Below are 21785 nucleotides of genomic sequence, written 5' to 3'. Positions count from 1 at the left end.
GCGGCCGAACCCCCAGCGCGCCGCCCCAGCAAACCGACCCCTGCCGCGTGCGGTCACGTTGACATGACACGATCAGACTCGTGAGGGAGCGCAGCGAGCGAACCATGAACACAGCGCGCCTGCGCGCGACGAAGCCGAGCACGCGCATGACAGGGCCGAAATCATGAGTCGCACCCTGCGGACGCTGCCGATGCCGACCGGATCGGGGCTGGGCGATGTCATGCCGCATCTGCGAGAAGTGTTGGAGGGCAACGGCCCCGCGTGGTTGCCGATACCGACCAGCGACCGTCGGGAGGCCCGGCGACTGAGCGACGCGCTCGCGCCCGGCGAGCCGATCGATGACGAGGTGGCGCTCGTGGTGACCACCTCCGGCACCACCGGTGTGCCGAAGGGCGCCATGCTCAGTTCGGCCGCGCTGCGGGCCAGCGGGACCGCGACACACGATCGACTCGGCGGTCCCGGCACCTGGCTGCTCGCCCTGCCGACCCATCACATCGCGGGCATCCAGGTCTTGCTGCGCAGCATTCTGGCCGGTACCGAACCCAGCGTGCTCGACGTTTCCGGCGGCTTCCTACCCGAGGCGCTGGCGGGCGCGATTTCCGGTATGCGCGGGGAACGCCGCTACACCGCCTTGGTGCCGACCCAGCTCATCAAGGCGCTGGAGGCACCGACCGCCGCGGCGGCACTCGCCCAGTTGGACGGCGTGCTCGTCGGCGGAGCGGCCACTCCCGCACCGGTCTACGAACGCGCGAAAGCGGCCGGTATCAACGTCGTTCGCACCTACGGCATGAGCGAAACCTGCGGCGGCTGTGTGTACGACGGAGTTCCACTGGACGGCACCGAGATTCGTATCGAGGACGGTCGCGTACTGCTCGGCGGGGCGATGATCGCCGAAGGCTACCGCGGCCAGCCCGACCATCCGGCATTCGCCGAACCCGGCTGGTTCCGCACCGAGGACGCGGGCACCTATGAGAACGGCGTGCTCAGCATCACCGGGCGCCTCGATGAAGCGATCACCACCGGCGGACTGCTCGTCATCCCACAGGTCGTGGAGGCCGTGCTGATCACCCATCCCGGCATCAGCGAATGCGTGGTGCTCGGCCTGCCCGACGACCGGCTCGGCCAGCGGGTCGCGGTCGCGGTGGTCCCCGCCTCCGGCGCCACTCCGACCCTCGAGGAATTGCGCGATCACGTCGTGCGCGAACTCGATTCCATCGCCGCTCCACGGGAACTGGCGATCCTCGACGAGCTGCCCTTGCGCGGCCCTGGCAAGCCGGACCGCGCCAAACTACGCGAGCATCTTCTCGCGGGGTCGACGCACTGACGCCGGATCCGCGGCGCGCTCGCTAGGACCTCGATCGGAAGGCCAGGCCGACACGGCCGCCGGTGCGATTCGGCGTCGAGGCGGACATGCAAGTAAGCGCAAGAGTGCGGCGACACCGCGATGCAAGGGGCGTGCAAGACGGCGGCCGCAAAGTCTTGTGCATGACTTCTTACACACCCACTGCAGCGCTCGCCGTCGAGGCGGACAGCCTGGTCAAGGTGTTCGGGGATCAGCGCGCCGTCGACGGTGTGAGCCTGGCGGTTCCGCAGGGCTCTGTCTACGGCGTGCTCGGACCGAACGGTGCGGGCAAGACCACGACCATCCGCATGTTGGCCACCCTGCTACGCCCCGACGGCGGCAGCGCCCGCATCTTCGGCCGTGACGTCGTCGCGGAACCGACCGCGGTCCGGTCCCTGGTCGGTGTCACCGGGCAGTACGCCTCGGTCGACGAGGACCTCACCGCCACCGAAAACCTGATCATCTTCTCCCGCCTGCTCGGCCTCGGCCGCATCGATGCCAGGCGCAAATCGGTCGAACTGCTGGAGGAGTTCGACCTCACCGAGGCGGCGAACAAGCCGCTGAAGAACTTCTCCGGCGGTATGCGACGCCGTCTCGATCTGGCCGCCAGCCTGATCGCGACACCGCCGCTGCTGTTCCTCGACGAGCCGACCACCGGACTCGATCCGCGCACCCGCGCCCAGATGTGGGAGACCATCCGCCGCCTGGTCCGCGAGGGCGCGACGGTGCTGCTCACCACGCAATATCTGGACGAGGCCGATCAGCTCGCCGACCGAATCGCCGTCATCGACCACGGCAAGGTGATCGCCGACGGCACCGCCGACGAACTCAAATCCTCGGTCGGCGGCTCCTCACTGCACCTGACCCTCGTCGATCGGGCCCAACTCGACGAGGCCCGCCGCATTGTCGGCGACTTCCTCGGCGCCGAGGCCCAGATCACCCCCGAGGCCGGACGGCTCACCGCGCCGCTGCCGGACGCGGGCATGACCGCCGATCTGCTGATTCGCCTGCGCGAGTGGGAGATCGCGATCGACGAGATCACCGTCACCAAACCCAGCCTCGACGAGGTCTTCCTCACCATCACCGGCCACCCGGCCGACAACGACGAACGGAGCGCGGCATGACAACCATCACCGCCACCGAAAAGGCCGCGCGGCATGCGGCACCGCAATCCCTCCCGGAGGCCAGCAATCGGATCAGCCTGCGCCAGACCGTGGCGACCTCGTTCACCATGGCCTACCGCGGCATCCTGAAGATCAAGCACAATCCCGAGCAACTGTTCGATGTGACGATCCAGCCGATCCTGTTCACCGCGCTGTTCGCCTACATCTTCGGCGGCGCCATCGGCGGCAGCGTGCACGACTATCTGCCGATCCTGATTCCGGGCATCCTGGTGCAGACGGTCGTCCTGACCTCGGTCGTGACGGGCACCCAGTTGCGTGAGGATATGGACAAGGGCGTCTTCGACCGGTTCAAATCCCTGCCCATCGCCCGCATTTCGGCACTCGCGGGTGCGTTGATCGCCGATATGGTGCGTTACGCGCTGGCGACGACGCTGACCATCGTGGTCGGCCTGGCCATCGGCTACCGGCCCGAGGGCGGTGTGGTCGGTGTCGTGGTCGCCGGACTGGTCATCGTGGTCTGCTCATTCGCGGTGAGCTGGATCTGGGCGCTGGTCGGCGTCACCGGTAAGAGTGCCGCTGGCGTGCAGGGCATTTCGATGATGGTGATGTTCCCGCTGACCTTCATGTCCGGTGCGTTCGCTCAGGTGAGCACCATGCCGGGCTGGATGCAGGGGCTCAATCACGTGAATCCCGTGTACTACATGGTTAATGCGGCCCGGGCGTTGATGAACGGCAATGTCTACGGCAGCGATCTGGCCTGGTCGCTGATCGGCTCGGTGATCGTGATCGCGATCTTCGCGCCGCTGAGCATCAAGGCGTACATGCGCCGGGCGTGAACCGATGACCCGGAAGTCGCGGTGGGTGAGTCACCCACCGCGATTTTCGTCGTCGCAGGACAGTTCCTGCAGAAGCTCGAGGATCCTGGCGGCCGCTTGCCGCCGACGCATTCCGGCGGCCCTGGCCAGTGCTTCGTCGAAGCGCTCGTCCCCCACCGTTGGTCGATGCAGTGCCGCGTGCCTCCGCAATTCAGCCGACGGACTATCCTGGCGCGCAAGCACTTTGGCGGCCAGCGAGAGCAATTCGAGACCGGTCTCCGAATCGCGCCCGACCGCGAGACAAAACGTTCCGATCGCGTTGCCGACCGCACCGATCTGCGGCAAGTCATAGAACTGTCCGAGGCGGCCCGTCGCGAGCGGCAGTAGCGTGCGCGCGATATCACCGGCCTCCGTGGCCCGCCCGTGCAGCACGTGCGCGTCCAATGCCTCGCTCGCGGTCACCAGACTGCGCGGGCCCACCATCGGTTCGTCATCGGGCCAGCCGTACAGCTCCAGTGCCCGCCGATAATGGCCCAATCCGGCATCGATATCGCCCTCGGCGAGTTCGAGTTCCGCCATTCCGATGACGACCGGCGCCAGGCGATGGTTACGTCGGATGTGTGGGTCATCGATGGATGTACCGTGCGCCGGATCGCCGTCCGCGGCGCCGAGCGCGAAGCCCAACTCCCGGCGCGCCTCGTCCAACCGACCCGCGCCGATCAGTGATACCGCCAGATAGCTGCGCATTTCCACGGCTTCTTCGTGAGCACGCAACTCCCGCAACAGTTCCGCCGCCCGACGGTAGTACTCCACCGCGTCGACATAATGCGCGGTCTGTCCCGCGAGCTGCCCGAGATGCTGAGCGACCATCGCCGTGCCCCAGACATCGCTGCCCTCGATCAGTTGCAGGGCCGCCTTCGCATCCCGGGTGGAGCCGTAGACATCACCCGCGTTTTCCCGGATGTTCGCGCGCATGAACATCGCCGCGCCGCGCACCACGGGGTCCGGCGACCGAGCGCCGTCGGCAAACTGCCTGGCCGCGCTCGAACCCGATGTATCCCCACAGGCCACAGTGCCGAGAAAGCGGGCGCCGGTATTGAGATCGATTGCGGTGCTGAGCAATCGACGGATCCTGGCCCGTGAGGTCGCCACCTCCCGCAGGTCCGCGCCGAGGAAAACCATGTGCATGCCCATCTGCAGGTGGGCGAGCAGCTGTAGATCGGCGACCGTACCGCGCACCGGACCGGGTTCGGGTGCCAGGGGCAGAATCCGGCGCGCCCAACCGCCGAGTTCCATATGCGCGCCGCGCATCACCCACAGCGTGCCGACAATCGGGAAGACCCGGTACACCGTGCGGGCGTCCCTGCGCTCCAACGCATATCGCAGCACGGTGACCAGGTTGTCGAGTTCCGCACCGACCGAAAGCACGGTGGCCACCTGCTCGTCCGACAGATAACGGTGCACCGTGGCGATCGAATAGTCACGGGCCCACCGCGACATGCGATCCATCACCATCGGACGCTCGTCGACGGCACCCGAAATGCCCGCGGCCGCATCGGATCCGGTCAGCGCGAGCTGTTCCTCACCGAATTCGCGCACCGTTTCCAGCATCCGGTAGCGGGTTCCGATCATGCCCTCGTCGTCGTCCAGGACGGTGAGCAGTGATTGGCTCACCAGTCCGTCCACCGCCGTCGGCACGTCGTCGACATCCGGGCCACCCGCCACCACTTCGGCGGCATCCAGGGTGAATCCGGCCGGAAAGCGACACAGCCTGCGCAACGCGATCTGTTGCGGCTCTTCGAGCAGATTCCAGCTCCACGCGATCACCGCGTGCAAGGTGCGATGACGTTCCGGTGAGGAGCGATCTCCACTGCGCAGCAAGGCGAATCGGTGTTCCAGCCGGGTTTCGATTTCCTCGACGCTCATGGTTCGCACGCGAGCGGCCGCGAGTTCGATGGCCAGCGGCAGCCCGTCGAGTGTGGTGCACAGCCGGGCCACCACTTCGGGATCCAGGCGCACTGTGGGCCGCACCGCACGCGCTCTGGCCATGAACAGCTCGGTTGCGGGCGATCCGGCCGCATCGATTGCCAACGGCGCCAGCGGATAGACCGTTTCCGCGGTGATCGCCAGCGGCGCTCTGCTGGTGGTGAGGACGCTGAGCTGGTCGCAGCTGCCGACCAGATCGGCGACGACCTCGGCGACCGCGTCGATCAGATGCTCGCAGTTGTCCAGGATCAATAGCGTCGGGCGGGCGGCGAGCGCATCGCGCAGTCGGCGACCGGCATCGCTGTAGCCGGTCGAGCGCCGCCACGCCGTGTCCCGGACGATCTCGCCGAGGCCGAGCGTCGTGCTGATCGCGGCCTCGACATCGGCGCGCGGATCGGCGTCGGCGGCGGTATCGGCCCGTACCGAGGCCAGCACCACCAGCACCACGGATTCGCCGCGCGCGACCCGCGCGCCCAATTCGTTGGCCACCCTGGTCTTTCCGGTGCCGCCGGGGCCGAGGACGGTGGTCACCCGGGAGCGGTGCAGCAGTTGCTCGAGTGCGTCCAGATCGGCGGCACGTCCGAGCAGCGCATTCGGGGCCGCGCGCAGGCCGATCGCGGAGAGAGCATTCGGCGATGCGGCAGCGGCCGAATCCGAAACGCGTCCAATCGAATCCAGCGCCGTCGAATCCCGCATTGCGGAATCCCGTACGGCCGAATCCCCTGACGCGACCGATACGGTCGGACCAACTGATGTGACCGAATTCACTGACGGCGACCGATTCGGTACGGCCCCATCATGACCGGCGCGCGGCGCGAAACCGGCCACCGCATCACCGCGCAGGATCGCGGTATTCAACTCGACCAGAGCCGGACCCGGATCCGCGCCGAGTTCTTCGATCAGTCGCGCGCGGATCGATGCGAAGACATCGAGGGCTTCGTTCGGCCGACCGGCCGCGGCGAGCAACCGCATCAAGGTGGCGTGCGCGGCCTCGTCGAGCGGTTGCGCGGCCGCGGTTCGGCGGGTGATCGCCACCGCGCCGTCGAGATCGCCGCTGGCGACTCGTGCGGCGACCTCGATCGTCTCCAACGCGGACCAGCGCTGCGCGGCCCCGCTGCGCAGTTCGTCGGCGAGGTCGCCCGCGGGGAGGTCGGCACCGGGCTCGCCGCGCCAGAGCGATCTGGCCCGGGTCAGCACATCGAGACATCCGGCATGGTCGCCGTCGGCCTGTTTGGCGCGAGCCGCGCGCACCAGATCGTCCACCAGCGTCAAATCGACCTGATCGGCGGTCAGCATGAGGCGGTAGCCCGCCGGACCGATCTCCAGCGCCGCATCGGGTAGGGCCGCGCGCAGTCGCGACACCTGGGTGTGCAGCGCGTTCATCGGCGCGCGCGGCGGCTGCTCACCCCACACCTCATCGATCAATGCCTGGGCACTGCGGCTGCGGCCGGGACGCAGGGCCAGCGCGGCGAGCAGCAGCCGCGATCGCGCCCCGGGTAGCGCGGCGAGCGTGCCGTCTCGGCGTAGCGCGATTTCGCCCAGCAGGCCCACTACGACCGATTCGCCTGCGGGCGTCGTCAGGGTTTGACTTCGGCCGTTCGGGCCGCTCTGATCGGGAAACATTCCGTCGTTATCGTATGTGAGGAGTGCCTGCTGGGCTGACATGGTTTTTCGCCCCTGTTCGGACCGGTAAGTCGCTTACGCTGTGCGCATGGCTGAGTTCGAAATCGTTCGGCACGCCGTGATCACGGCCGATCCCGCGCGCATTCATGGGCTGATCGATAACTTCCACGAGTGGACCAAATGGTCGCCGTGGGAGGATCTCGATCCGCAACTGCAGCGCGAGTACTCCGGGCCGGACGCCGGAGTCGGCGCCAAGTACGCCTGGGACGGCAACCGCAGGGCCGGTCGCGGCAGCATGGAGATAACCTCCAGTGACGACCGGGAGATCGGTATCCGCTTGGCCTTCGAGAAGCCGTTCAAGGCCACCAATAAAACGACCTTCCAGCTGAACCCGGTCGAGGGCGGCACCGAGGTCGTATGGCGGATGACCGGGCAGCACAAGGGCCTGATGGGCGTGATCGGGAAGGTGCTCCCGATCGACAATATGATCGGCAAGGACTTCGAAAAGGGCCTCGACCGACTGAAGACCGCCGCCGAAGCCAACTGAACCGCCCGAGCGGACCGAACCGCCGCCGCGCATTAGGCTGCGAATATGGCTACTGCAGCGCAATGGATCGAGGGCGCCCGGCCCCGTACCCTGCCGAACGCGATCGCCCCTGTCCTCGCCGGAACCGGCGCCGCCGCCTCCATCGATGGCGCGGTGTGGTGGAAAGCGGTTCTCGCGCTGCTTGTTTCGCTGGCCCTGATCATCGGGGTCAATTACGCCAACGACTACTCCGACGGCATCCGCGGCACCGATGACGTGCGGGTCGGTCCGCTGCGGCTGGTCGGGCAGCGGCTCGCCTCCCCCGCCGCGGTCAAGAATGCCGCGATCATCAGCCTGGCCGTCGGCGCGGTCTTCGGGCTGGTGCTGGTCATCGCGACGGCGTGGTGGTTGCTGCTGGTCGGCGCGGCCTGCCTGGCCGGTGCCTGGTACTACACCGGCGGCCGCAAGCCGTATGGCTACAGCGGGTTCGGTGAGTTGGCGGTGTTCGTCTTCTTCGGTCTGATCGGTGTGCTCGGTACCGAATTCGTGCAGGCCGAGCGGGTCGAATGGGCGGGTCTGGTGCTCGCGGTCGGGGTCGGGGCGTTCTCCAGTGCGGTGCTGGTCGCCAATAATCTGCGTGACATTCCGACCGATACCGAATCCGGAAAGGTCACGCTCGCGGTCAAACTGGGGGATCCGCGGACCCGGACGCTGCACTTGGCGCTGCTCGCCGTGCCGTTCATCGCGACGCTGCTGTTGGTCGTCCGCACGCCGTGGGCGCTGGTCGGACTGGTCGCCGTACCGTTGGCTGTGCGCGCCAACGCACCGGTGCGCTCCGGTAAGGGTGGGTTGGAATTGATTCCGGCGCTGCGCGATTCGGGCTTGGCGCTGCTGGTGTGGTCGGCGGTCAGCGCGTTGGCGCTGGGAATCGCGGGTTAGTCGGGTATCACCGGTTGTGAGCGCGCGGGCGACCAGGACGGTCGCCCGCGCCGCAGCTTTCAGTCGTCGCCGTCCGGGACCAGGACGCCGAGGATCCAGTTGACCACCGCAACGATGATGCCGCCCCATACCGCGGCCCAGAAGCCGTCGACGCGCAGGCCGTAATCGGTGGTTTCGGTGATCTTTGCGGTGAGCCACAGCATCAGCGCGTTGATCACCAGCAGGAAAAGGCCGAGGGTCACGATGACCAGCGGTAGCGATAGAAGTTTGACGATCGGTTTGATCAGGGCGTTCACCAAGGTGAAAACCACGGCGACGGCCAGGATGACAATGACTTTCGCGCCATTGCCCTTGTCCGCGGGACTGAGAATTTCGATCTTGTCGACCCAGGCGGCGGCCAGCCAGATGGCCACCGCGTTGATGATCAACCGAATCAGAAGCTGCATGCGCCAATGCTAGGCCCGACGGGCGGGCATGTGCTGCCACAAAACGGGAATCGGGTGGCGCGCACATGCCCGACCTCTCACGCCGCACGATCGAGCAGCGCGTGCACCTTCGGTCGGAGCGCGTCGATCGCCTTCGGACCGCCGAGAATGCTGGTGGTGGTCGCATTGGGCGCGCGCAGAATGCCGAGCAGCAGATGCCCGGATTCGATGGACCTGTCCTTACGGGCCAGGGCTTCGCGCAGTCCGAGTTCCAAGACTTTCTTGGCCTCCCTGGTGAACGGGATGTGACCCCAGCTCCGATCGCGGCCGCGGCCGAATCGGGACCGCTCCTCGGGCACCGCCCGTTCCAGCGCGTCCTCGCCGAAGGTGGCCTCCAGGCTTTCGCGCACCGCATCCAGATCGATGCCGATCGAGCGCAGCGCCTCGGCGTCCTCCGCACCCAACGGCTGGCCCTGAGCCTGTCGGCCGAGGGTTTCCAGCACGTCTCGGTGGGTGAGCCCGACCTCCTCTAGCAGCGTCTTCAATTCCGGCTCGCCCTGTGCCAACAGACCGAGCAGCACATGCTCCACCTCGATCTTGGGTGCGCGCAATTCCCGCGCGTCTTCCTGGGCGATGACGATTGCCGTGCGTGCCGACCTGCTGAACCGTTCGAACATCAGCGGTTCCCGCCTCTCCGGTTGTACTTCTGGTGGACCGCCTGCTTGCTGACCTCGAGCGCCTCCGCGATCGCCTGCCAGGACCAGCCCTGTTCGCGGGCATTGGTCACCTGGATCGCTTCCAGCCGTTCGAGCAGCCGACGCAGTGCGAGCACCGCGCGCAGCCCGACCTTGGGGTCCGGACTGCCTGCGGCGGCCGCCAGTGTGGTTGCTTCAGTCATGTCGTCAATTTTGATTGACGAACACCGGAGTTGTCAACGAAAATTGACGAGGTTCGCCGCAAGAGAAACCCGGCGCTGCGGGCCGGGGTTGCGGTATCGGGCGCTAGCCGGACCAGATTCCGGTCGCGGCGAACTTCTCCAGGATCGCGGCGGGTTCGGTGAGATTCATGCCCTGCGCCCGGACCCATGCGTCATCGAAATATGTTCCGGCGTAACGATCTCCGCCGTCACAGAGCAGCGTGACCACACTGCCGGAACGACCGGCGGAGATCATTTCGGCGATGAGTGCGAACGCGCCCCACAGATTGGTTCCGGTGGAACCGCCCACGCGGCGGCCGATTACCCGGCTCGCGAGCCGGGCGGTGGCGATCGATGCGGCATCGGGCACCTCGATCATCCGATCCACCACCTGACCGATGAACGACGGCTCGACCCGCGGGCGGCCGATTCCCTCTATGCGCGAAGGCATCCCGGTCTGATATCCGGCATCGGCCGTTTCGTAGCCGCCGTAGAACGCGGAGTTCTCCGGGTCGACCACGGCCAGCTTCGACGGGTAATGGTGATAGCGGATGTAGCGGCCGATGGTAGCGCTGGTGCCGCCGGTACCCGCACCGACCACGATCCAGTCCGGCACCGGATGCGCCTCCAATTCCATTTGCTCGAAAATGGATTCGGCGATGTTGTTATTGCCGCGCCAGTCGGTGGCGCGCTCGGCATGGGTGAACTGATCCATGAAGTGACCACCGCATTCAGCGGCCAGCCGCGCCGCCTCGGTGTACATATCCGGCGGGCGCTGCACGAAATGGCAACGGCCGCCGTGGGCTTCGATCAGCTCGATCTTCTGCGGCGAGGTGCTTGCTGGCATCACCGCGACAAAATCCAGGCCGAGCAGTTTGGCGAAGTACGCTTCGCTGACCGCGGTCGAGCCGGATGACGCCTCGACCACCGTCGTGCCCTCGGTGACCCAGCCGTTGCAGATCGCGTACAGGAACAGCGACCGCGCCAGCCGATGCTTGAGACTGCCGGTGATGTGGGTCGACTCATCCTTCAGATACAGCTGGACACCCCAGGATGCGGGCAGCGGATACCGGATCAGATGGGTGTCGGCGCTGCGCTGCGTATCGGCCTCGATGAGCCGCACGGCATTGTCGACCCAGGCGCGTGGCGTACTGCGATCGCAGTATTTCACGATGCCGACCCGGTCGGGTCGTCGTCACCACGCAGCCGGGCGCGCAATTGGGCCTTGTCCTGGCGACGCTTCGCATCGACGACCGCGATGTCCTCGTTGACCCGGGCGCGCAACTTCTTGAACAGCGTCAGCGACAGCGGCATGGCGATTATCAACGCGAACAGGGCCGCGACCACCAGCGGGATCTCCACCGAGACGAGCCGGGCGACGCCGACGATCGCGGCGGTGATGACGACGACCAACCCAAGCCTGGCGAGCGTGTACAGCGCCAGATTGCGGGCCAGCCGCGCGCCGACGCCAGCGGTTTGCTGTTCGGGTTCACCCTTCGGTGGACTTGCCTCACTCACGCGGTCCAGCCTATGCGAAGCTATTGCGCACCTCGGCGATACCTGCTGCCGAGGCCAGGGCGCGTATCCGTTTTGTCTATTACTTCCCCTTTACCAACTGTAGGTGGTTCGAGTACCTAGGGGTTGCAGTGCAACGATGGCGCCATCTGATGAGGGAACTGTCGAGAACGGAGAGGTTTGCTATGACTGCGATCACCGTCGGCGGCCAGGACACCCTGCTGACACCCGGCCAAGTAGCCGCCATGTTCCACGTCGATCCGAAGACCGTCACCCGCTGGGCCCACGCCGGGCGCCTTGGATCGCTGCGCACACCGGGCGGGCATCGCCGGTTCCGCGAATCCGAGGTACTCCAACTGCTGAAGTCGCTGACCACCGAGGCGACCGCACGCTGATTATGGTCCGCGGGCCCATAGCCGTGAGCTCGATCTCACTGTCCAGGGGCCCGCACCCACCAATTTCGTGTCTGCGGTGTCCGAAGGCTACGCACGCGACTACCCTCATTAGCAGGAGGTGAGCGACGTGACGTACCTGTTGGCACTCATCGCAGTCGTGGCAGTCGCGGTGTTGTGCTGGAAGGCGTTCGGCCCCGATAAGACAGCCGGACCGCCCACGCGTTCACCGCAACGCAAGCGCATCATGGGGCCCGACGACGACCCCGAATTCCTCTGGCGCATTTCGCGCCAGCATCGTGATGGTGACGGGTCTGCCGAGCGCTGAGCGTTCACTCGGTCCGCCGGGAGGATTCCGGGCTCGAAGCCCTCAGTCGCGCAACCGTATTGACCGCGCGGATTATTTGCCGCATGAATTGCGCCTGGTCGCGCCGTCAACCAGCGCGCATGAGCAGGCACGGCACATCCGATCGCCGAGCGATGCTGCGGCCCGCCGAACGAGAAGTCGACGTATTGGGCGTCACGCACAACCCTTGACTACCTCGCACAAGGTAGAGCCTGTGCGAGGTAGTCACTAGATGTGCGACAGCTCAAACGATCACGGCTCGCCGTTGATGACGGCCATGAGGGCGTCCATGAAGGACTGTCCGCCCATGATGTAGCCGCCCGCGATGGCGCCGATTACCGCGCCGATGGGGCCGGTGATGAGGCTGAAGAAGAAGACGCCGACGATGGCGCCGATAATCAGGCCGAGCACGCCGCCGAGGACCACGCCGACGATGTTCTTGTTGATTTCATCGGTCAGGCGGGCCATGGAGTTGACCGGCTGCATCTCACCGATGTTCTTGGCGGTCAATTTCGGTGTGAGGGCGAGGGTTCGGCCGTTTTCGGAGATCGTCTGGTCGACCGCGACCTTCGTACCGGAGAGCTCGTAGGTCAAGGGGACTTCCGACACGACATCGCCGGAATCGGACTTCAGCAAGACCTTGGTGCCGTTGTCGGCGAGTTCGAACTTGCCGCTGTCGACCTCGGTGGTGAGAACGCGATCCCGGTGCCCATCCGAGATTTCGGAAGCCACTGTGTGGTAACCGATTCCCTGCTCGACGCCGGAGGCCGACACCTCTTTGGCAACTTCCGCTGGCTTTGCATTCGCGGTTCCCGCCGCGATTCCCACAGCGGCGATGGACACGAGGGTGACGGCGAACGTGCCGAACTTCATCAAGGTTTCCTTCTGACAAGCACCGGCCCCGGTAGCCGGTTGACGCGTCTAGCGCCACGTAGCTTGTTGCCCCGCACGGCATTTGGGAAACCCCTGACGGCCATCGTTATCCGATTGTTATGCCGATATCCGACCCATGATCGTTTCACACGAGTATCTTGCTATCCCCAGAAATGGGACGACTCGACGCACACACACCGGATGGTGTAGGCATGACGTGATCTCTAACCATTGCAATTTTCAACTTCGGATCTCGGCGCGCGAGTTCGAACAGCCCTGGAGGACGTCACAGGTGTCGCGTCAACGTGTCCGTGCGGGTCTCACCTTGACGGTCTTCATAGCCGTAACCGCGCTGGCCGCAGCCGTCGTGGCGGTCGCAGCGATGTCGCTGAGCGATGACAAGTCCACCACGAGCAGCCCCTCGCCCGCGGCCCAGAACGATGTCGCGCCGACCACCTCGCCGGAACCATTCCCCGAGCTGCCGTTGACCACCCCCGAAGCCCCACCGACGACCTCGGCCATCCGCAGCACCTTCGACAAGATCGCGGGCGGCTTGAAGGTCGAGGTCGGCGACTGTGTCGAGATCGGCGGCAGCGGCGACAATCCCACCCTCGGCAAGGCCGCCTGCGGCAGCGCGACCTCCAACTACAAGATCATCGACAAGGCCGCCGAAAACGCCGCCTGCCCCGCCGACGCCGACCGCGCCCTCAACGACACCCTGCACGGCATCAATCGGGCCGCCCTCTGCCTGGACATCGACTGGGTAGTCGGCGGCTGCATGGACCCGAACAAAGACAATCCGAAACGCCTCGACTGCAACGTCAAAGGCGTCCCCAACGCCGTCCGCATCGTCGACATCAAACAAAAGACCACAAACGTCAATGTCTGCTCGTCCAGCGACCGCGGAATCGTCTACCAACAACGGCAATTCGTAGTCTGCGTCCACCGCTTGTAAGTCGCACTATTCGGCCATCGAGGGCCGATGGGTGATCGATCAGCGTTCGCGACGCCGCAGCCCACGGGAAACTGTCGACCACGTCGCTGCCTGCCTCGGGCCCGTGCGGTGGATCCTCGATCAGCACGGTCACGCCGCACGGCACGCGACTACGCGCCCCAGACCGGCGTGACCGATCGGTAGGTGACCGCGTTCGGCCCGCTGAACGCCGAAATGCGCACGCATGCAATAGAACTCGTGGCCACGGGGCGCGAGGGACGCTGACAAAGGGCCGACTGTGCGGCAGGTCCCTGATGGATCAGAAGGTGAACTGGCTGCCGTAGGCGGAGGTCTGCACCGTCTCCACCGCGGTACTCACCGTGGCGGTGACGAAGGGGACGGCCGATACCGGTGAGGCACACTGGCCGACGTTCAACGCGGCGTTGTTGAAAATGAAGTGGTACGGGAACACGGTCTTGTTGTCAAGGTTGGTCGTCACGGTCGTGACAGTGGTGATCTGACCCGGTGCCAAGGTGGCTTCCAGGACCTGTGTCAAGCCAAGGGTCCCGCCGACGGTCGGTCCGAGACTTGCGCTGGGGGCACTCGGGGAGGTGGTCTCGACGCTCGGGGAGGTGGTCTCGACGCTCGGGGAGGTGGTCTCGACGCTCGGGGAGGTGGTCTCGACGCTCGGGGAGGTTGTGGCAGCACTCTGGGAGGTGGGCGCAGCACTCTGGGAGGTGGGCGCAGCACTCGGGGAGGTTGTGGCAGCACTCTGGGAGGTGGGCGCAGCACTCTGGGAGGTGGTCGCGACACTCCGAGAGGTGGTCGCGACACTCGGGGAGGTGGTGCCGACACGCTGCGGGGTGGACACCGGGGTCGGCTTCGCACTCGGCGGTGTGGACACCGGCGTGCTCGGCAGTCTGGCGGCAGCGTTCGACTGGCTGAATTCCGGGGAAATACTCGCCAACAGCCCTTGATTCGGATCGATTCCGACGGTGAAGCCGTTGTCCAGACTGAGCGCACAGCCGAGAAGGAACCCCGCCACCGCCTGGCCGGACACTATTCCATCGCCCTCCACGTTCAGCGAGTAGTTGCCCGATAGCTGTGCGGCATGCGCGAACGTCATGAGGAAGTTCGGCATCCGGTCGCCCGGTGGGTCCACTTTGACGTTCTCCACGGATGTCGTCACATGAATCCCGGCACCGGATACGTCCGCACCGGGCGGTTGAGCTCGGCTCGGCTCGGCGCCGGGCCACACGACCACAGCCAGGACGGCCGCGACCACACCGGTCGCGAGAACGACGAATCGAGGGCGCATATCTGATCCCGTTTCGAATCGGATGTACTTCAGCGGCGGCGAGATCGCATGAACAGAACCCACATAGCTAATATTCGGCAAGCATAGTGGGATACCGGCCCGGCTCGGTCAAGCTGCGGGGCGTGTCGCACACCGCCCCATTTCCGCTGGTAAAGCGCTTTAGTTCAGGCCGGCGTAAGAGTGCAACCCGCTGATCACAATGTTGATGATGAAGAGATTGAAGAGCATCGCGACGAAACCGGCGATGTTGATGTAGGCGGCCTTGGTGTCGCGCCAACCCGAGGTGGCTCGGGCGTGGAGGTAGGCGGCGTACAGGACCCAGGCGATGAAGGAGCAGGTTTCCTTCGGGTCCCAGCCCCAGAAGCGGCCCCAGGCGGCTTCGGCCCAGATGGCGCCGAGGATTACACCGGCACCGAACAAAGGGAATCCGATGATCGTCGTCTTGTAGGCCAAACGGTCCAGGGTGCGGGCATCGGGGAGGCGGCGGGCGATGGTGCCGAGGATGTTGTCGGATTCGGCGCCTTCGGGCTGACGCAGGCGGTAGAGGAACAGCAGGCTGGCGATGCCGGAGACCAGGAAGACGCCGCTGCCGATGCTGACGATGGTGACGTGGATGGGCAGCCAGAACGACTTCAGCGCGGGCACAACGGGTGCCGCGTCGGCGTAGAGCACCGTACCGGCCAAGAACAGCAGGATCAGGATCGGGACGAGCAGGAAGGCCCACATCGAGCGATAACGCTGTTCGCGCAGGAACACCATGCCGACCACGGCGGCCGCGGCGGTCGCCATGGTGACGAATTCGTACATATTGCCGAGCGGGAAGCGGTGGGTCGCGAAGCCGCGCAACACAATCGAGGTCACGTGCAGCGCGATGGCCACGAACAGCACCGAGAACGCCATATTGCCCGCGCGCTCGGCGAACGGCTTGGCCTGCGGCGTCTCGACCCGGCCTGGTCCGGCGGGACGATCGGAACCGCCGCCCGCGCTCAGCAATTCGCGCGCGACGACCTGCTGCGTCCGCGCCGCCGCGTACTGCACGATCAGCAGCACCAGCACCAGCACGTACACGACGATCGCCGATTTGAAGGCGAGATCGCTGTACTGGGCGATGGTCTCGTCGATCGGCATGGTCACTCTCCCGTGGCGGATCGGTCATCGAGCAGGCGCTTGCGCAGGCGATCGAATTCGCCGCCCCAGCCCGCCTGATCGGTTCTGGCGAGCCCGCCCATCTCTACTACAGTGCGTCGTTGGTCAACGGTACCCGCTTCGTCATCGGCGGGGTAGCCGCGGATCCAGATGCGTCGCCGCTTCACCAGCAGCGACACCAGCAGTCCGGCCATCATGGCCAGCGCGCTCACCAGCACCCACTGCTGCGCCGGATCGTGCGATACCTGCAGATTCACGAATTCCTGCGCACCGTCGAAGGTGACCTTGGTGCCATTGGGCAGCGTCGCCGATTCGCCGGGACGCAGGTTGACCCTGGCCTCCTTGGTCAGTCGCCCCTGCTTGACCTGCTCCGGATCCAGCGCGAATAGCGATTGCGGCTTACCGGTGTCGAGACCGGTATCGCCGCGATAGATGTCCACCGCGACTGCCGGATCGTTCATGGTGGGGAACGACGAGGTCAACAGGCTGCCGTGCAGCAGCGCGGTCGGCGCGAACAGCCCCTCGATGGCGATCTGGTTCTTGCGGCGCTCTTCGTCGGTCGCGTACATGCCGCCGGGCGGATCGATCCGCAGCACACCGCTGGACAGGAAGGTCTGTGCGTTGTCGGGCCGCCATTGCACGGTCTCGGTTCGGGTCCGGCCATTCGGGAAGGTCACCGTGAACGTCGGCGCGTAACCGTGGCCCTGCAGATACAGCCGGTCCCCCGAGACCCGCAGCGGATGGTTCACCTGGATCTGCGCATCGCGCCAGGTATCGCTCTGCAGATCGCCACCGGCCTGATATTCGATATCCGAGGTGAACATCTCGGCCTGGCCGTTCTGCAGGTAGTCGGCCTTGAAGTCCTTGACCCGCACGCACAATGGCGCCATACCGGTGCCGTCGTTGATATTGCCCGCCTTGAACGAGTCGAAGACGGCGGGCGAGGTGGTGCAGAAACCGGGACCGTTGTTCGCGATGACGATCACGCTGCCCTCGTAGCCGAACAGCTTGCCGACCGCGATGGCGACGAGCAGTCCGACCAGGGCCAAGTGAAAGACCAGGTTGCCGAGTTCGCGGGTATAACCCTTCTCCGCGGAGAGGGTGATCTCACCTTCGCGAGTGCCCTCGCGCACCTCGGTCCGCCAGCCGCGCAACTCCTTTCGAGCGTGCTCGAGCACGGCGTCCGGGGTGCCGTCGATCGTCTCGGCATAGTGATGCGGCAGCCGAGACAGGTTGCGCGGCACCCGAACCGGCGGCGTGCGCAGTGCGCGATAATGGTCGAGGCAGCGCGGCAGAATGCAGCCGACGAGCGAAATGAACAGCAGCGCATAGATTGCCGTGAACCAGAAGCTGGAGAACACGTCGAACAGCTGGAACCGGTCCATCCACGGACCGAGCGTCGGGCGGTCCGCGATGTACTGATCGACCTTGCCCTCGTTGAGATTTCGTTGCGGCAGCAGCGCACCCGGAATCGCACCCAAGGCCAGCAGGAACAGCAATACCAGCGCGGTGCGCATACTGGTCAGCCCGCGCCAGGCATTGCGCACGAGCGCCCAGGCACGCCCGACCGGGGACTGCTTCGGCTGCGTCACCGACGCCTCGGGTCGGTCGATCACGGTCATATCGGCAGCGTCACCTCGGAAACGAAACCATCGCGTACCCAGGCGACGAACTGGTCCCACGCCCCCGTGACCAGCGCGATCCCGACCGCGACGAGCAATATGCCCCCGATGATCTGAATGGTGCGCGAATTGCGCCGTAGCCAGCCGACCCCGCGCAAGGCACTCGCCGACCCGAAGGCCAGGATCACGAACGGCAGCCCGAGGCCGAGGCAGTAGGCGACGATCAGCGCAACTCCGCGCACGGCCGTCGTGCCCTCGGTCCCGGCCGAAACCGCCATCACCCCGGACAGCGTCGGTCCGAGGCACGGCGTCCAGCCGAGCGCGAAGACCGCACCGAGCAGCGGAGCGCCCAGAATACTGCTGAGCCTGCGCGGCTCCATCCGCGTATCGCGCTGTAACGCCGGAACCAAGCCGATGAACACCAGACCCATCAGGATGGTGATCACACCGCCGACCCGTTGCAGCAGTTCACGATTCACGTTCAAGGTCTGGATGACGCCGAAAACCGTTGCGGTGGCGAGCACGAACACTACGGTGAAGCCCGCGACGAACAGACCGGCCGCACCGGCCACTCGGATCCGACCCGTACCTGCCGCAGCCCGATCAACCGAAACCGCTGTGCCGCCAAGGCTTTTGGCCTGCGCAGCGGTGGCGGGCGGCGCCTCGGCGCCGACCAGCCCGGCCAGATAGGACAGGTAACCCGGCACCAGCGGCACCACACACGGCGAGGCGAACGAGACCAGTCCGGCCAGTACGCACGCACCGAGCGCCAATACCAGCGGCCCCGTCGCCGCCGTCTGCTGGAACGAATCGCCTACTGCGGCAAGAACCATCAGTCGGACTCCACCGGGGGTCGATCAGCTCGCTCGGGCACCGGCGCGGCTTCCGGGGCGAAGTCCATCATGGAATCGGCTGCGGCGCTGCGCGGTACGGCAGCAACGCCGACCCACCGGTCATCGACCGTCCAGACCCCGCGAACGAGACGGGCGGCCTGGCGCGGACGACAGGCACGCGGGCTACGAGTACGGCGATCGCGATTCACGATTGCACCTTCCTACCGCTCGCTATCGAGCGGGACGTGATTACGGCATGGGCCGAACGGGTCACTGCGAACCTTCCGCCGCAATGCGTTCGACAACTGGTTGGAGGTCTTCCGCCAAGAGCGAGCGGAGGAAGACAGCGGCGACCCGATGTTGCCGATCCAGCACCAGCGTGGTGGGAATGACACTGGTCGGGAAGTTGCCGCCGAGCGCGAGCAGGGTGCGCATGGACGGGTCGTAGACGGACGGATAACCGACCTTGTTGTCGACGACGAAGTCCTGCGCCTTGTCCTGCTGGAAATCACGGACATTGATGCCGAGAAAGACGACGCCCCTGTCCTTGGTTGCCTCGTAGACCTTTTCGAGTGCGGGCGCCTCGGCGCGGCACGGCCCGCACCACTGCCCCCACAGATTGAGCACGACCACCTTGTCCGGGAAGTCGGCGACCGAGGTGGTCTTGCCCGAGGTCATCAGATCCGGCCCGGCGAGCTTGCCGATGGTGCCACGCGCGGCGGGCGGATCGTAGAAAATATCGGTTCTGCCGCCGGGCGAGACGAATTCGAACGTACCGCCGGAGGCCACCGCATCCTTCCCGGTCGAACAACCCGCGAGCGCGGCCACCAGGGCAACGCACGCGAGCAGGACCGGCGCGAAACGCCGGGCCGACGGCCGGGAAGAAGTTCTCATGCGCCGTGCACCGTGGGATCCGAACCCCCGGCGGGCTCGGAGTAGACGATGTCGACGAGGGTGTCGCCCTGGTAGACCAGTGAGGTCAGCGAGGCGAGCGAGCACTGCCGCTGCCGCGGATCGTGCCAGAGCCGCTGTCCCTGCAGGAACCGCCGCAACGTCCAGACCGGCAGCTGATGCGAGACCAGCACCGCCTCGTGTCCGGCCGCCTCGACCCTGGCCTTGTTGACCGCGGCCAGCATCCGATGCGCGATCTGCAGATACGGCTCGCCCCAGGACGGGGTGAAGGGATCGCGCAGCTTCCACCAGTGCCTCGGCTTGCGCAGCGCACCGTCGCCGACCGAAACCCGCAGGCCCTCGAAGGTATTACCAGCCTCGATCAGGTTCTCATCGGTGCGCACGAGCAGCCCGTGCCGGCGCGCGATCGGCTCCGCGGTCTCCTGCGCACGCTGCAGCGGCGAGGCGATGACCAGAGCGATGTCGTGATCGGCCAGCGACCGCGCGACCGCACCGGCCTGCGATCGACCGGTCACCGACAGGCTGAATCCGGGCAGGCGACCGTAGAGAATGCCCTTCGGGTTGTGCACCTCGCCGTGCCGCAGCACATGCACGATGGTCTCGACGGTGTCGTCGGCGACGATGCCGGATTCGTCAATGGCGCTCGACTGCTCGGGCGCACCGGCATCGGATGTGACAGCGGCTTCCGCGCTGTCGACAGGGGTATCTGGTAGTTCGCGCATATCTGAATCTGGCTGGTCGGAACTCACGCGCGGGATCCTTCGGGGGTGGCGGCCGCGGCCGCATATGCGGCGGCGGGCAGGGCGGCGGCGATACGGTCGAATGCGTCCTCGTCGAGCGCCGCGGAGACGAACCATGCCTCGAACGCGCTCGGCGGCGCGTACACACCGCCGTCGAGCAGTGCGTGGAAGAAAGCGGGGAAACGCCAGGTCTGGCTGGCTTTGGCGGCGGCGTAGTCGGTGACCGGACGGTCGGCGAAGAACACGCTCACCATATTGCCCGCGAACTGGACCTGATGCTCGACCCCCGCGGCACCGAGTGCCTCGGTGAACAAACCGCCCAGTCGCTCGGCATTGCGATCGAGTGCGGCGTACACCGCGTCATCGGCCGCGCGCAGCGAGGCGAGCCCCGCGGCGACGGCGACCGGGTTACCGGACAGGGTGCCCGCCTGATACACCGGCCCAAGCGGCGCAAGGTGATTCATGATCTCGGCGCGCCCGCCGAATGCGGCGGCAGGCAGACCACCGCTCATCACCTTGCCGAAGGTGTAGAGGTCACCGGCGACACCGTCACGGCCGAACCAGCCGGACCGGCTCACTCGGAATCCGGTCATCACCTCGTCCATGATCAGGAGCGCGCCATTGTCCGCGGTCAGCTTGCGCAGGCCCTCGTTGAAACCGGGCAGCGGCGCGACCGCACCCATATTGCCCGCGGCCGCCTCGGTGATCACACCCGCGATTTCACCCGGATGCGCGGCGAATGCGGCCGCGACGGCTTCGATGTCGTTGTACGGCAGCACGATGGTGTCGCCCGCCTGCGCACCGGTGACACCTGGCGAGGTCGGCAGGCCGAGCGTCGCGACACCGGAACCGGCGTCGGCGAGCAGCGCGTCCACATGGCCGTGGTAGCAACCGGAAAACTTGATGATCTTGGCGCGACCGGTGTAGCCACGGGCCAGCCGGACCGCGCTCATGGTCGCCTCGGTGCCGGAGTTGACCAGGCGGACCCGGTCCACCGGCGCCATCCGTTCGGCGATCAGCTCGGCGAGTTCGATCTCGGCCTCGGTCGGCGCACCGAAGGACAATCCGCCGACGGCCGCGCGCTGCACCGCCTCGACCACCTCGGGATGCGCGTGGCCGAGAATCATCGGACCCCAGGAACACACCAGGTCGACATATTCGTTGCCGTCGACATCGATGAGTGTGTAGCCCTTGGCCGATGCGATGAATCGCGGTGTGCCGCCGACGGACTTGAAGGCCCGCACCGGCGAATTCACACCACCCGGAATCACCGAAGCGGCCCGGTCGAAGAGCTGAGCCGAGACCGGCACCGATGCCCTGGTCGCGCGCGGAGAAGAACTCACGACGTCCAGTGTCTCAGCCCGATCGGAACGAGTCGACGACAGGGTGTAGTCGAGTGACGCAGACCGCACGCACCGCAGTCTCTTCGACGCAACACGCCGATCATGGTTGCGGCCG

The 21785-nt window shown here is 66.2% G+C and carries 23 protein-coding genes; 9 read left to right on the top strand and 14 right to left on the bottom strand.

The genetic code is table 11. The annotated features are described in order from the left end of the window. Positions 1 to 163: 163 nt before the first annotated feature. From menE to NA5_RS08605, 3 genes are all read left to right on the top strand, one after another. A complete protein-coding gene (menE, locus tag NA5_RS08615; RefSeq protein WP_062983763.1) occupies positions 164 to 1324 on the top strand; it encodes an o-succinylbenzoate--CoA ligase in 1161 nt (386 codons plus the stop codon). A 161-nt stretch (positions 1325 to 1485) separates the two neighbouring features. Then, positions 1486 to 2466 carry an ATP-binding cassette domain-containing protein gene (locus NA5_RS08610; RefSeq protein ID WP_062983761.1) on the top strand — a complete coding sequence of 327 codons (981 nt, stop codon included), beginning with the start codon at positions 1486 to 1488 and terminating at the stop codon, positions 2464 to 2466. Continuing rightward, a complete protein-coding gene (locus NA5_RS08605; RefSeq protein ID WP_062983759.1) occupies positions 2463 to 3302 on the top strand; it encodes an ABC transporter permease in 840 nt (279 codons plus the stop codon). The genes NA5_RS08610 and NA5_RS08605 overlap by 4 nt, the downstream gene beginning before the upstream one ends. A 30-nt stretch (positions 3303 to 3332) precedes the next feature. Here the strand turns inward: NA5_RS08605 and NA5_RS08600 are convergent, their stop codons facing one another. Beyond that, positions 3333 to 6890, bottom strand: a complete 3558-nt coding sequence (locus tag NA5_RS08600) for an AfsR/SARP family transcriptional regulator (RefSeq protein WP_062984003.1) — start codon at positions 6888 to 6890, stop codon at positions 3333 to 3335. Between the two features lie 88 nt (positions 6891 to 6978). On the opposite strand from NA5_RS08600, the gene NA5_RS08595 reads away from it, so the two are divergent. Both NA5_RS08595 and NA5_RS08590 read left to right on the top strand, forming a co-directional pair. Continuing rightward, positions 6979 to 7437, top strand: coding sequence for an SRPBCC family protein (locus NA5_RS08595; protein ID WP_062983757.1), 459 nt, complete (start codon positions 6979 to 6981; stop codon positions 7435 to 7437). 45 nt (positions 7438 to 7482) lie between these two features. Continuing rightward, entirely contained in the window at positions 7483 to 8355 is an 873-nt protein-coding gene (locus tag NA5_RS08590; protein WP_062983755.1) for a 1,4-dihydroxy-2-naphthoate polyprenyltransferase, read from the top strand. Between the two features lie 59 nt (positions 8356 to 8414). On the opposite strand, the gene NA5_RS08585 is transcribed toward NA5_RS08590, so the two are convergent. The 5 genes from NA5_RS08585 to NA5_RS08565 form a co-directional block, all read right to left on the bottom strand. After that, positions 8415 to 8801 (bottom strand): phage holin family protein, encoded by a 387-nt coding sequence (locus NA5_RS08585; RefSeq protein ID WP_062983753.1) that lies wholly within the window; start codon positions 8799 to 8801, stop codon positions 8415 to 8417. A gap of 77 nt (positions 8802 to 8878) precedes the next feature. Beyond that, positions 8879 to 9457, bottom strand: coding sequence for a Clp protease N-terminal domain-containing protein (locus NA5_RS08580; RefSeq protein ID WP_062983752.1), 579 nt, complete (start codon positions 9455 to 9457; stop codon positions 8879 to 8881). Continuing rightward, the gene (locus NA5_RS08575; RefSeq protein WP_040696163.1) at positions 9457 to 9678 is read right to left on the bottom strand and encodes a hypothetical protein; all 222 of its coding nucleotides are present in this window, start codon (positions 9676 to 9678) and stop codon (positions 9457 to 9459) included. The genes NA5_RS08580 and NA5_RS08575 overlap by 1 nt, the downstream gene beginning before the upstream one ends. 103 nt (positions 9679 to 9781) lie before the next feature. After that, positions 9782 to 10867, bottom strand: a complete 1086-nt coding sequence (gene cds1 / locus NA5_RS08570) for an L-cysteine desulfhydrase Cds1 (RefSeq protein WP_062983750.1) — start codon at positions 10865 to 10867, stop codon at positions 9782 to 9784. Beyond that, the gene (locus NA5_RS08565) at positions 10864 to 11214 is read right to left on the bottom strand and encodes a DUF4229 domain-containing protein (RefSeq protein WP_062983748.1); all 351 of its coding nucleotides are present in this window, start codon (positions 11212 to 11214) and stop codon (positions 10864 to 10866) included. The genes cds1 and NA5_RS08565 overlap by 4 nt, the downstream gene beginning before the upstream one ends. 182 nt (positions 11215 to 11396) lie before the next feature. Between NA5_RS08565 and NA5_RS08560 the strand changes: the two genes are divergently transcribed. Next, complete coding sequence (locus tag NA5_RS08560) at positions 11397 to 11606, top strand: BldC family transcriptional regulator (RefSeq protein WP_062983746.1); 210 nt, start codon at positions 11397 to 11399, stop codon at positions 11604 to 11606. Positions 11607 to 11733: 127 nt separating this feature from the next. Further along, positions 11734 to 11931 (top strand): hypothetical protein, encoded by a 198-nt coding sequence (locus tag NA5_RS08555; protein ID WP_062984001.1) that lies wholly within the window; start codon positions 11734 to 11736, stop codon positions 11929 to 11931. 270 nt (positions 11932 to 12201) lie between these two features. Here the strand turns inward: NA5_RS08555 and NA5_RS08550 are convergent, their stop codons facing one another. Further along, the gene (locus NA5_RS08550; protein ID WP_062983744.1) at positions 12202 to 12822 is read right to left on the bottom strand and encodes a DUF8020 domain-containing protein; all 621 of its coding nucleotides are present in this window, start codon (positions 12820 to 12822) and stop codon (positions 12202 to 12204) included. Between the two features lie 292 nt (positions 12823 to 13114). Between NA5_RS08550 and lppU the strand changes: the two genes are divergently transcribed. After that, on the top strand, positions 13115 to 13777 hold the full coding sequence (gene lppU / locus NA5_RS08545) for an LppU family putative lipoprotein (RefSeq protein WP_062983742.1): 663 nt from the start codon (positions 13115 to 13117) through the stop codon (positions 13775 to 13777). A gap of 298 nt (positions 13778 to 14075) precedes the next feature. Here lppU and NA5_RS08540 read toward each other — a convergent pair whose 3' ends face one another. Next, positions 14076 to 14918, bottom strand: coding sequence for an MspA family porin (locus NA5_RS08540; RefSeq protein ID WP_245672160.1), 843 nt, complete (start codon positions 14916 to 14918; stop codon positions 14076 to 14078). Positions 14919 to 14945: 27 nt separating this feature from the next. Between NA5_RS08540 and NA5_RS42820 the strand changes: the two genes are divergently transcribed. Next, positions 14946 to 15080 (top strand): hypothetical protein, encoded by a 135-nt coding sequence (locus tag NA5_RS42820; protein ID WP_281201699.1) that lies wholly within the window; start codon positions 14946 to 14948, stop codon positions 15078 to 15080. 153 nt (positions 15081 to 15233) lie between these two features. Here the strand turns inward: NA5_RS42820 and ccsB are convergent, their stop codons facing one another. The 6 genes from ccsB to hemL all read right to left on the bottom strand — a co-directional run bounded on the left by ccsB (position 15234) and on the right by hemL (position 21670). Next, positions 15234 to 16202 carry a c-type cytochrome biogenesis protein CcsB gene (ccsB, locus tag NA5_RS08535; RefSeq protein WP_062983738.1) on the bottom strand — a complete coding sequence of 323 codons (969 nt, stop codon included), beginning with the start codon at positions 16200 to 16202 and terminating at the stop codon, positions 15234 to 15236. A gap of 2 nt (positions 16203 to 16204) precedes the next feature. Then, positions 16205 to 17842, bottom strand: coding sequence for a cytochrome c biogenesis protein ResB (resB, locus tag NA5_RS08530; RefSeq protein ID WP_062983736.1), 1638 nt, complete (start codon positions 17840 to 17842; stop codon positions 16205 to 16207). Then, positions 17839 to 18675: a cytochrome c biogenesis CcdA family protein gene (locus tag NA5_RS08525; RefSeq protein WP_062983735.1), complete on the bottom strand. Its 837-nt coding sequence runs from the start codon at positions 18673 to 18675 to the stop codon at positions 17839 to 17841. The genes resB and NA5_RS08525 overlap by 4 nt, the downstream gene beginning before the upstream one ends. 270 nt (positions 18676 to 18945) lie before the next feature. After that, positions 18946 to 19569: a TlpA disulfide reductase family protein gene (locus tag NA5_RS08520; RefSeq protein WP_062983733.1), complete on the bottom strand. Its 624-nt coding sequence runs from the start codon at positions 19567 to 19569 to the stop codon at positions 18946 to 18948. After that, a complete protein-coding gene (locus NA5_RS08515) occupies positions 19566 to 20336 on the bottom strand; it encodes a histidine phosphatase family protein (protein WP_245672150.1) in 771 nt (256 codons plus the stop codon). The genes NA5_RS08520 and NA5_RS08515 overlap by 4 nt, the downstream gene beginning before the upstream one ends. Then, positions 20333 to 21670 (bottom strand): glutamate-1-semialdehyde 2,1-aminomutase, encoded by a 1338-nt coding sequence (gene hemL / locus NA5_RS08510; RefSeq protein ID WP_062983999.1) that lies wholly within the window; start codon positions 21668 to 21670, stop codon positions 20333 to 20335. The genes NA5_RS08515 and hemL overlap by 4 nt, the downstream gene beginning before the upstream one ends. Positions 21671 to 21785: the final 115 nt, after the last annotated feature.

The sequence above is a fragment of the Nocardia anaemiae NBRC 100462 genome (assembly GCF_001612725.1).
GTDB classification, from domain to species: domain Bacteria; phylum Actinomycetota; class Actinomycetes; order Mycobacteriales; family Mycobacteriaceae; genus Nocardia; species Nocardia anaemiae.
This window is presented reverse-complemented; position numbering and strand designations above follow the sequence as displayed.

Bases quoted from the DNA above. Each gene is read 5' to 3' on its own strand.
- NA5_RS08590 (WP_062983755.1), top strand. From the start codon at position 7,483: ATGGCTACTGCAGCGCAATGGATCGAGGGCGCCCGGCCCCGTACCCTG.
- NA5_RS08585 (WP_062983753.1), bottom strand. From the start codon at position 8,801: ATGCAGCTTCTGATTCGGTTGATCATCAACGCGGTGGCCATCTGGCTG.
- NA5_RS08525 (WP_062983735.1), bottom strand. From the start codon at position 18,675: ATGGTTCTTGCCGCAGTAGGCGATTCGTTCCAGCAGACGGCGGCGACG.
- NA5_RS08580 (WP_062983752.1), bottom strand. From the start codon at position 9,457: ATGTTCGAACGGTTCAGCAGGTCGGCACGCACGGCAATCGTCATCGCC.
- NA5_RS08600 (WP_062984003.1), bottom strand. From the start codon at position 6,890: ATGTTTCCCGATCAGAGCGGCCCGAACGGCCGAAGTCAAACCCTGACG.
- NA5_RS08520 (WP_062983733.1), bottom strand. From the start codon at position 19,569: ATGAGAACTTCTTCCCGGCCGTCGGCCCGGCGTTTCGCGCCGGTCCTG.
- NA5_RS08605 (WP_062983759.1), top strand. From the start codon at position 2,463: ATGACAACCATCACCGCCACCGAAAAGGCCGCGCGGCATGCGGCACCG.
- NA5_RS08550 (WP_062983744.1), bottom strand. From the start codon at position 12,822: ATGAAGTTCGGCACGTTCGCCGTCACCCTCGTGTCCATCGCCGCTGTG.
- NA5_RS42820 (WP_281201699.1), top strand. From the start codon at position 14,946: ATGAATCCCGGCACCGGATACGTCCGCACCGGGCGGTTGAGCTCGGCT.
- resB (WP_062983736.1), bottom strand. From the start codon at position 17,842: ATGACCGTGATCGACCGACCCGAGGCGTCGGTGACGCAGCCGAAGCAG.
- ccsB (WP_062983738.1), bottom strand. From the start codon at position 16,202: ATGCCGATCGACGAGACCATCGCCCAGTACAGCGATCTCGCCTTCAAA.
- NA5_RS08595 (WP_062983757.1), top strand. From the start codon at position 6,979: ATGGCTGAGTTCGAAATCGTTCGGCACGCCGTGATCACGGCCGATCCC.
- NA5_RS08560 (WP_062983746.1), top strand. From the start codon at position 11,397: ATGACTGCGATCACCGTCGGCGGCCAGGACACCCTGCTGACACCCGGC.
- NA5_RS08575 (WP_040696163.1), bottom strand. From the start codon at position 9,678: ATGACTGAAGCAACCACACTGGCGGCCGCCGCAGGCAGTCCGGACCCC.
- menE (WP_062983763.1), top strand. From the start codon at position 164: ATGAGTCGCACCCTGCGGACGCTGCCGATGCCGACCGGATCGGGGCTG.
- NA5_RS08610 (WP_062983761.1), top strand. From the start codon at position 1,486: ATGACTTCTTACACACCCACTGCAGCGCTCGCCGTCGAGGCGGACAGC.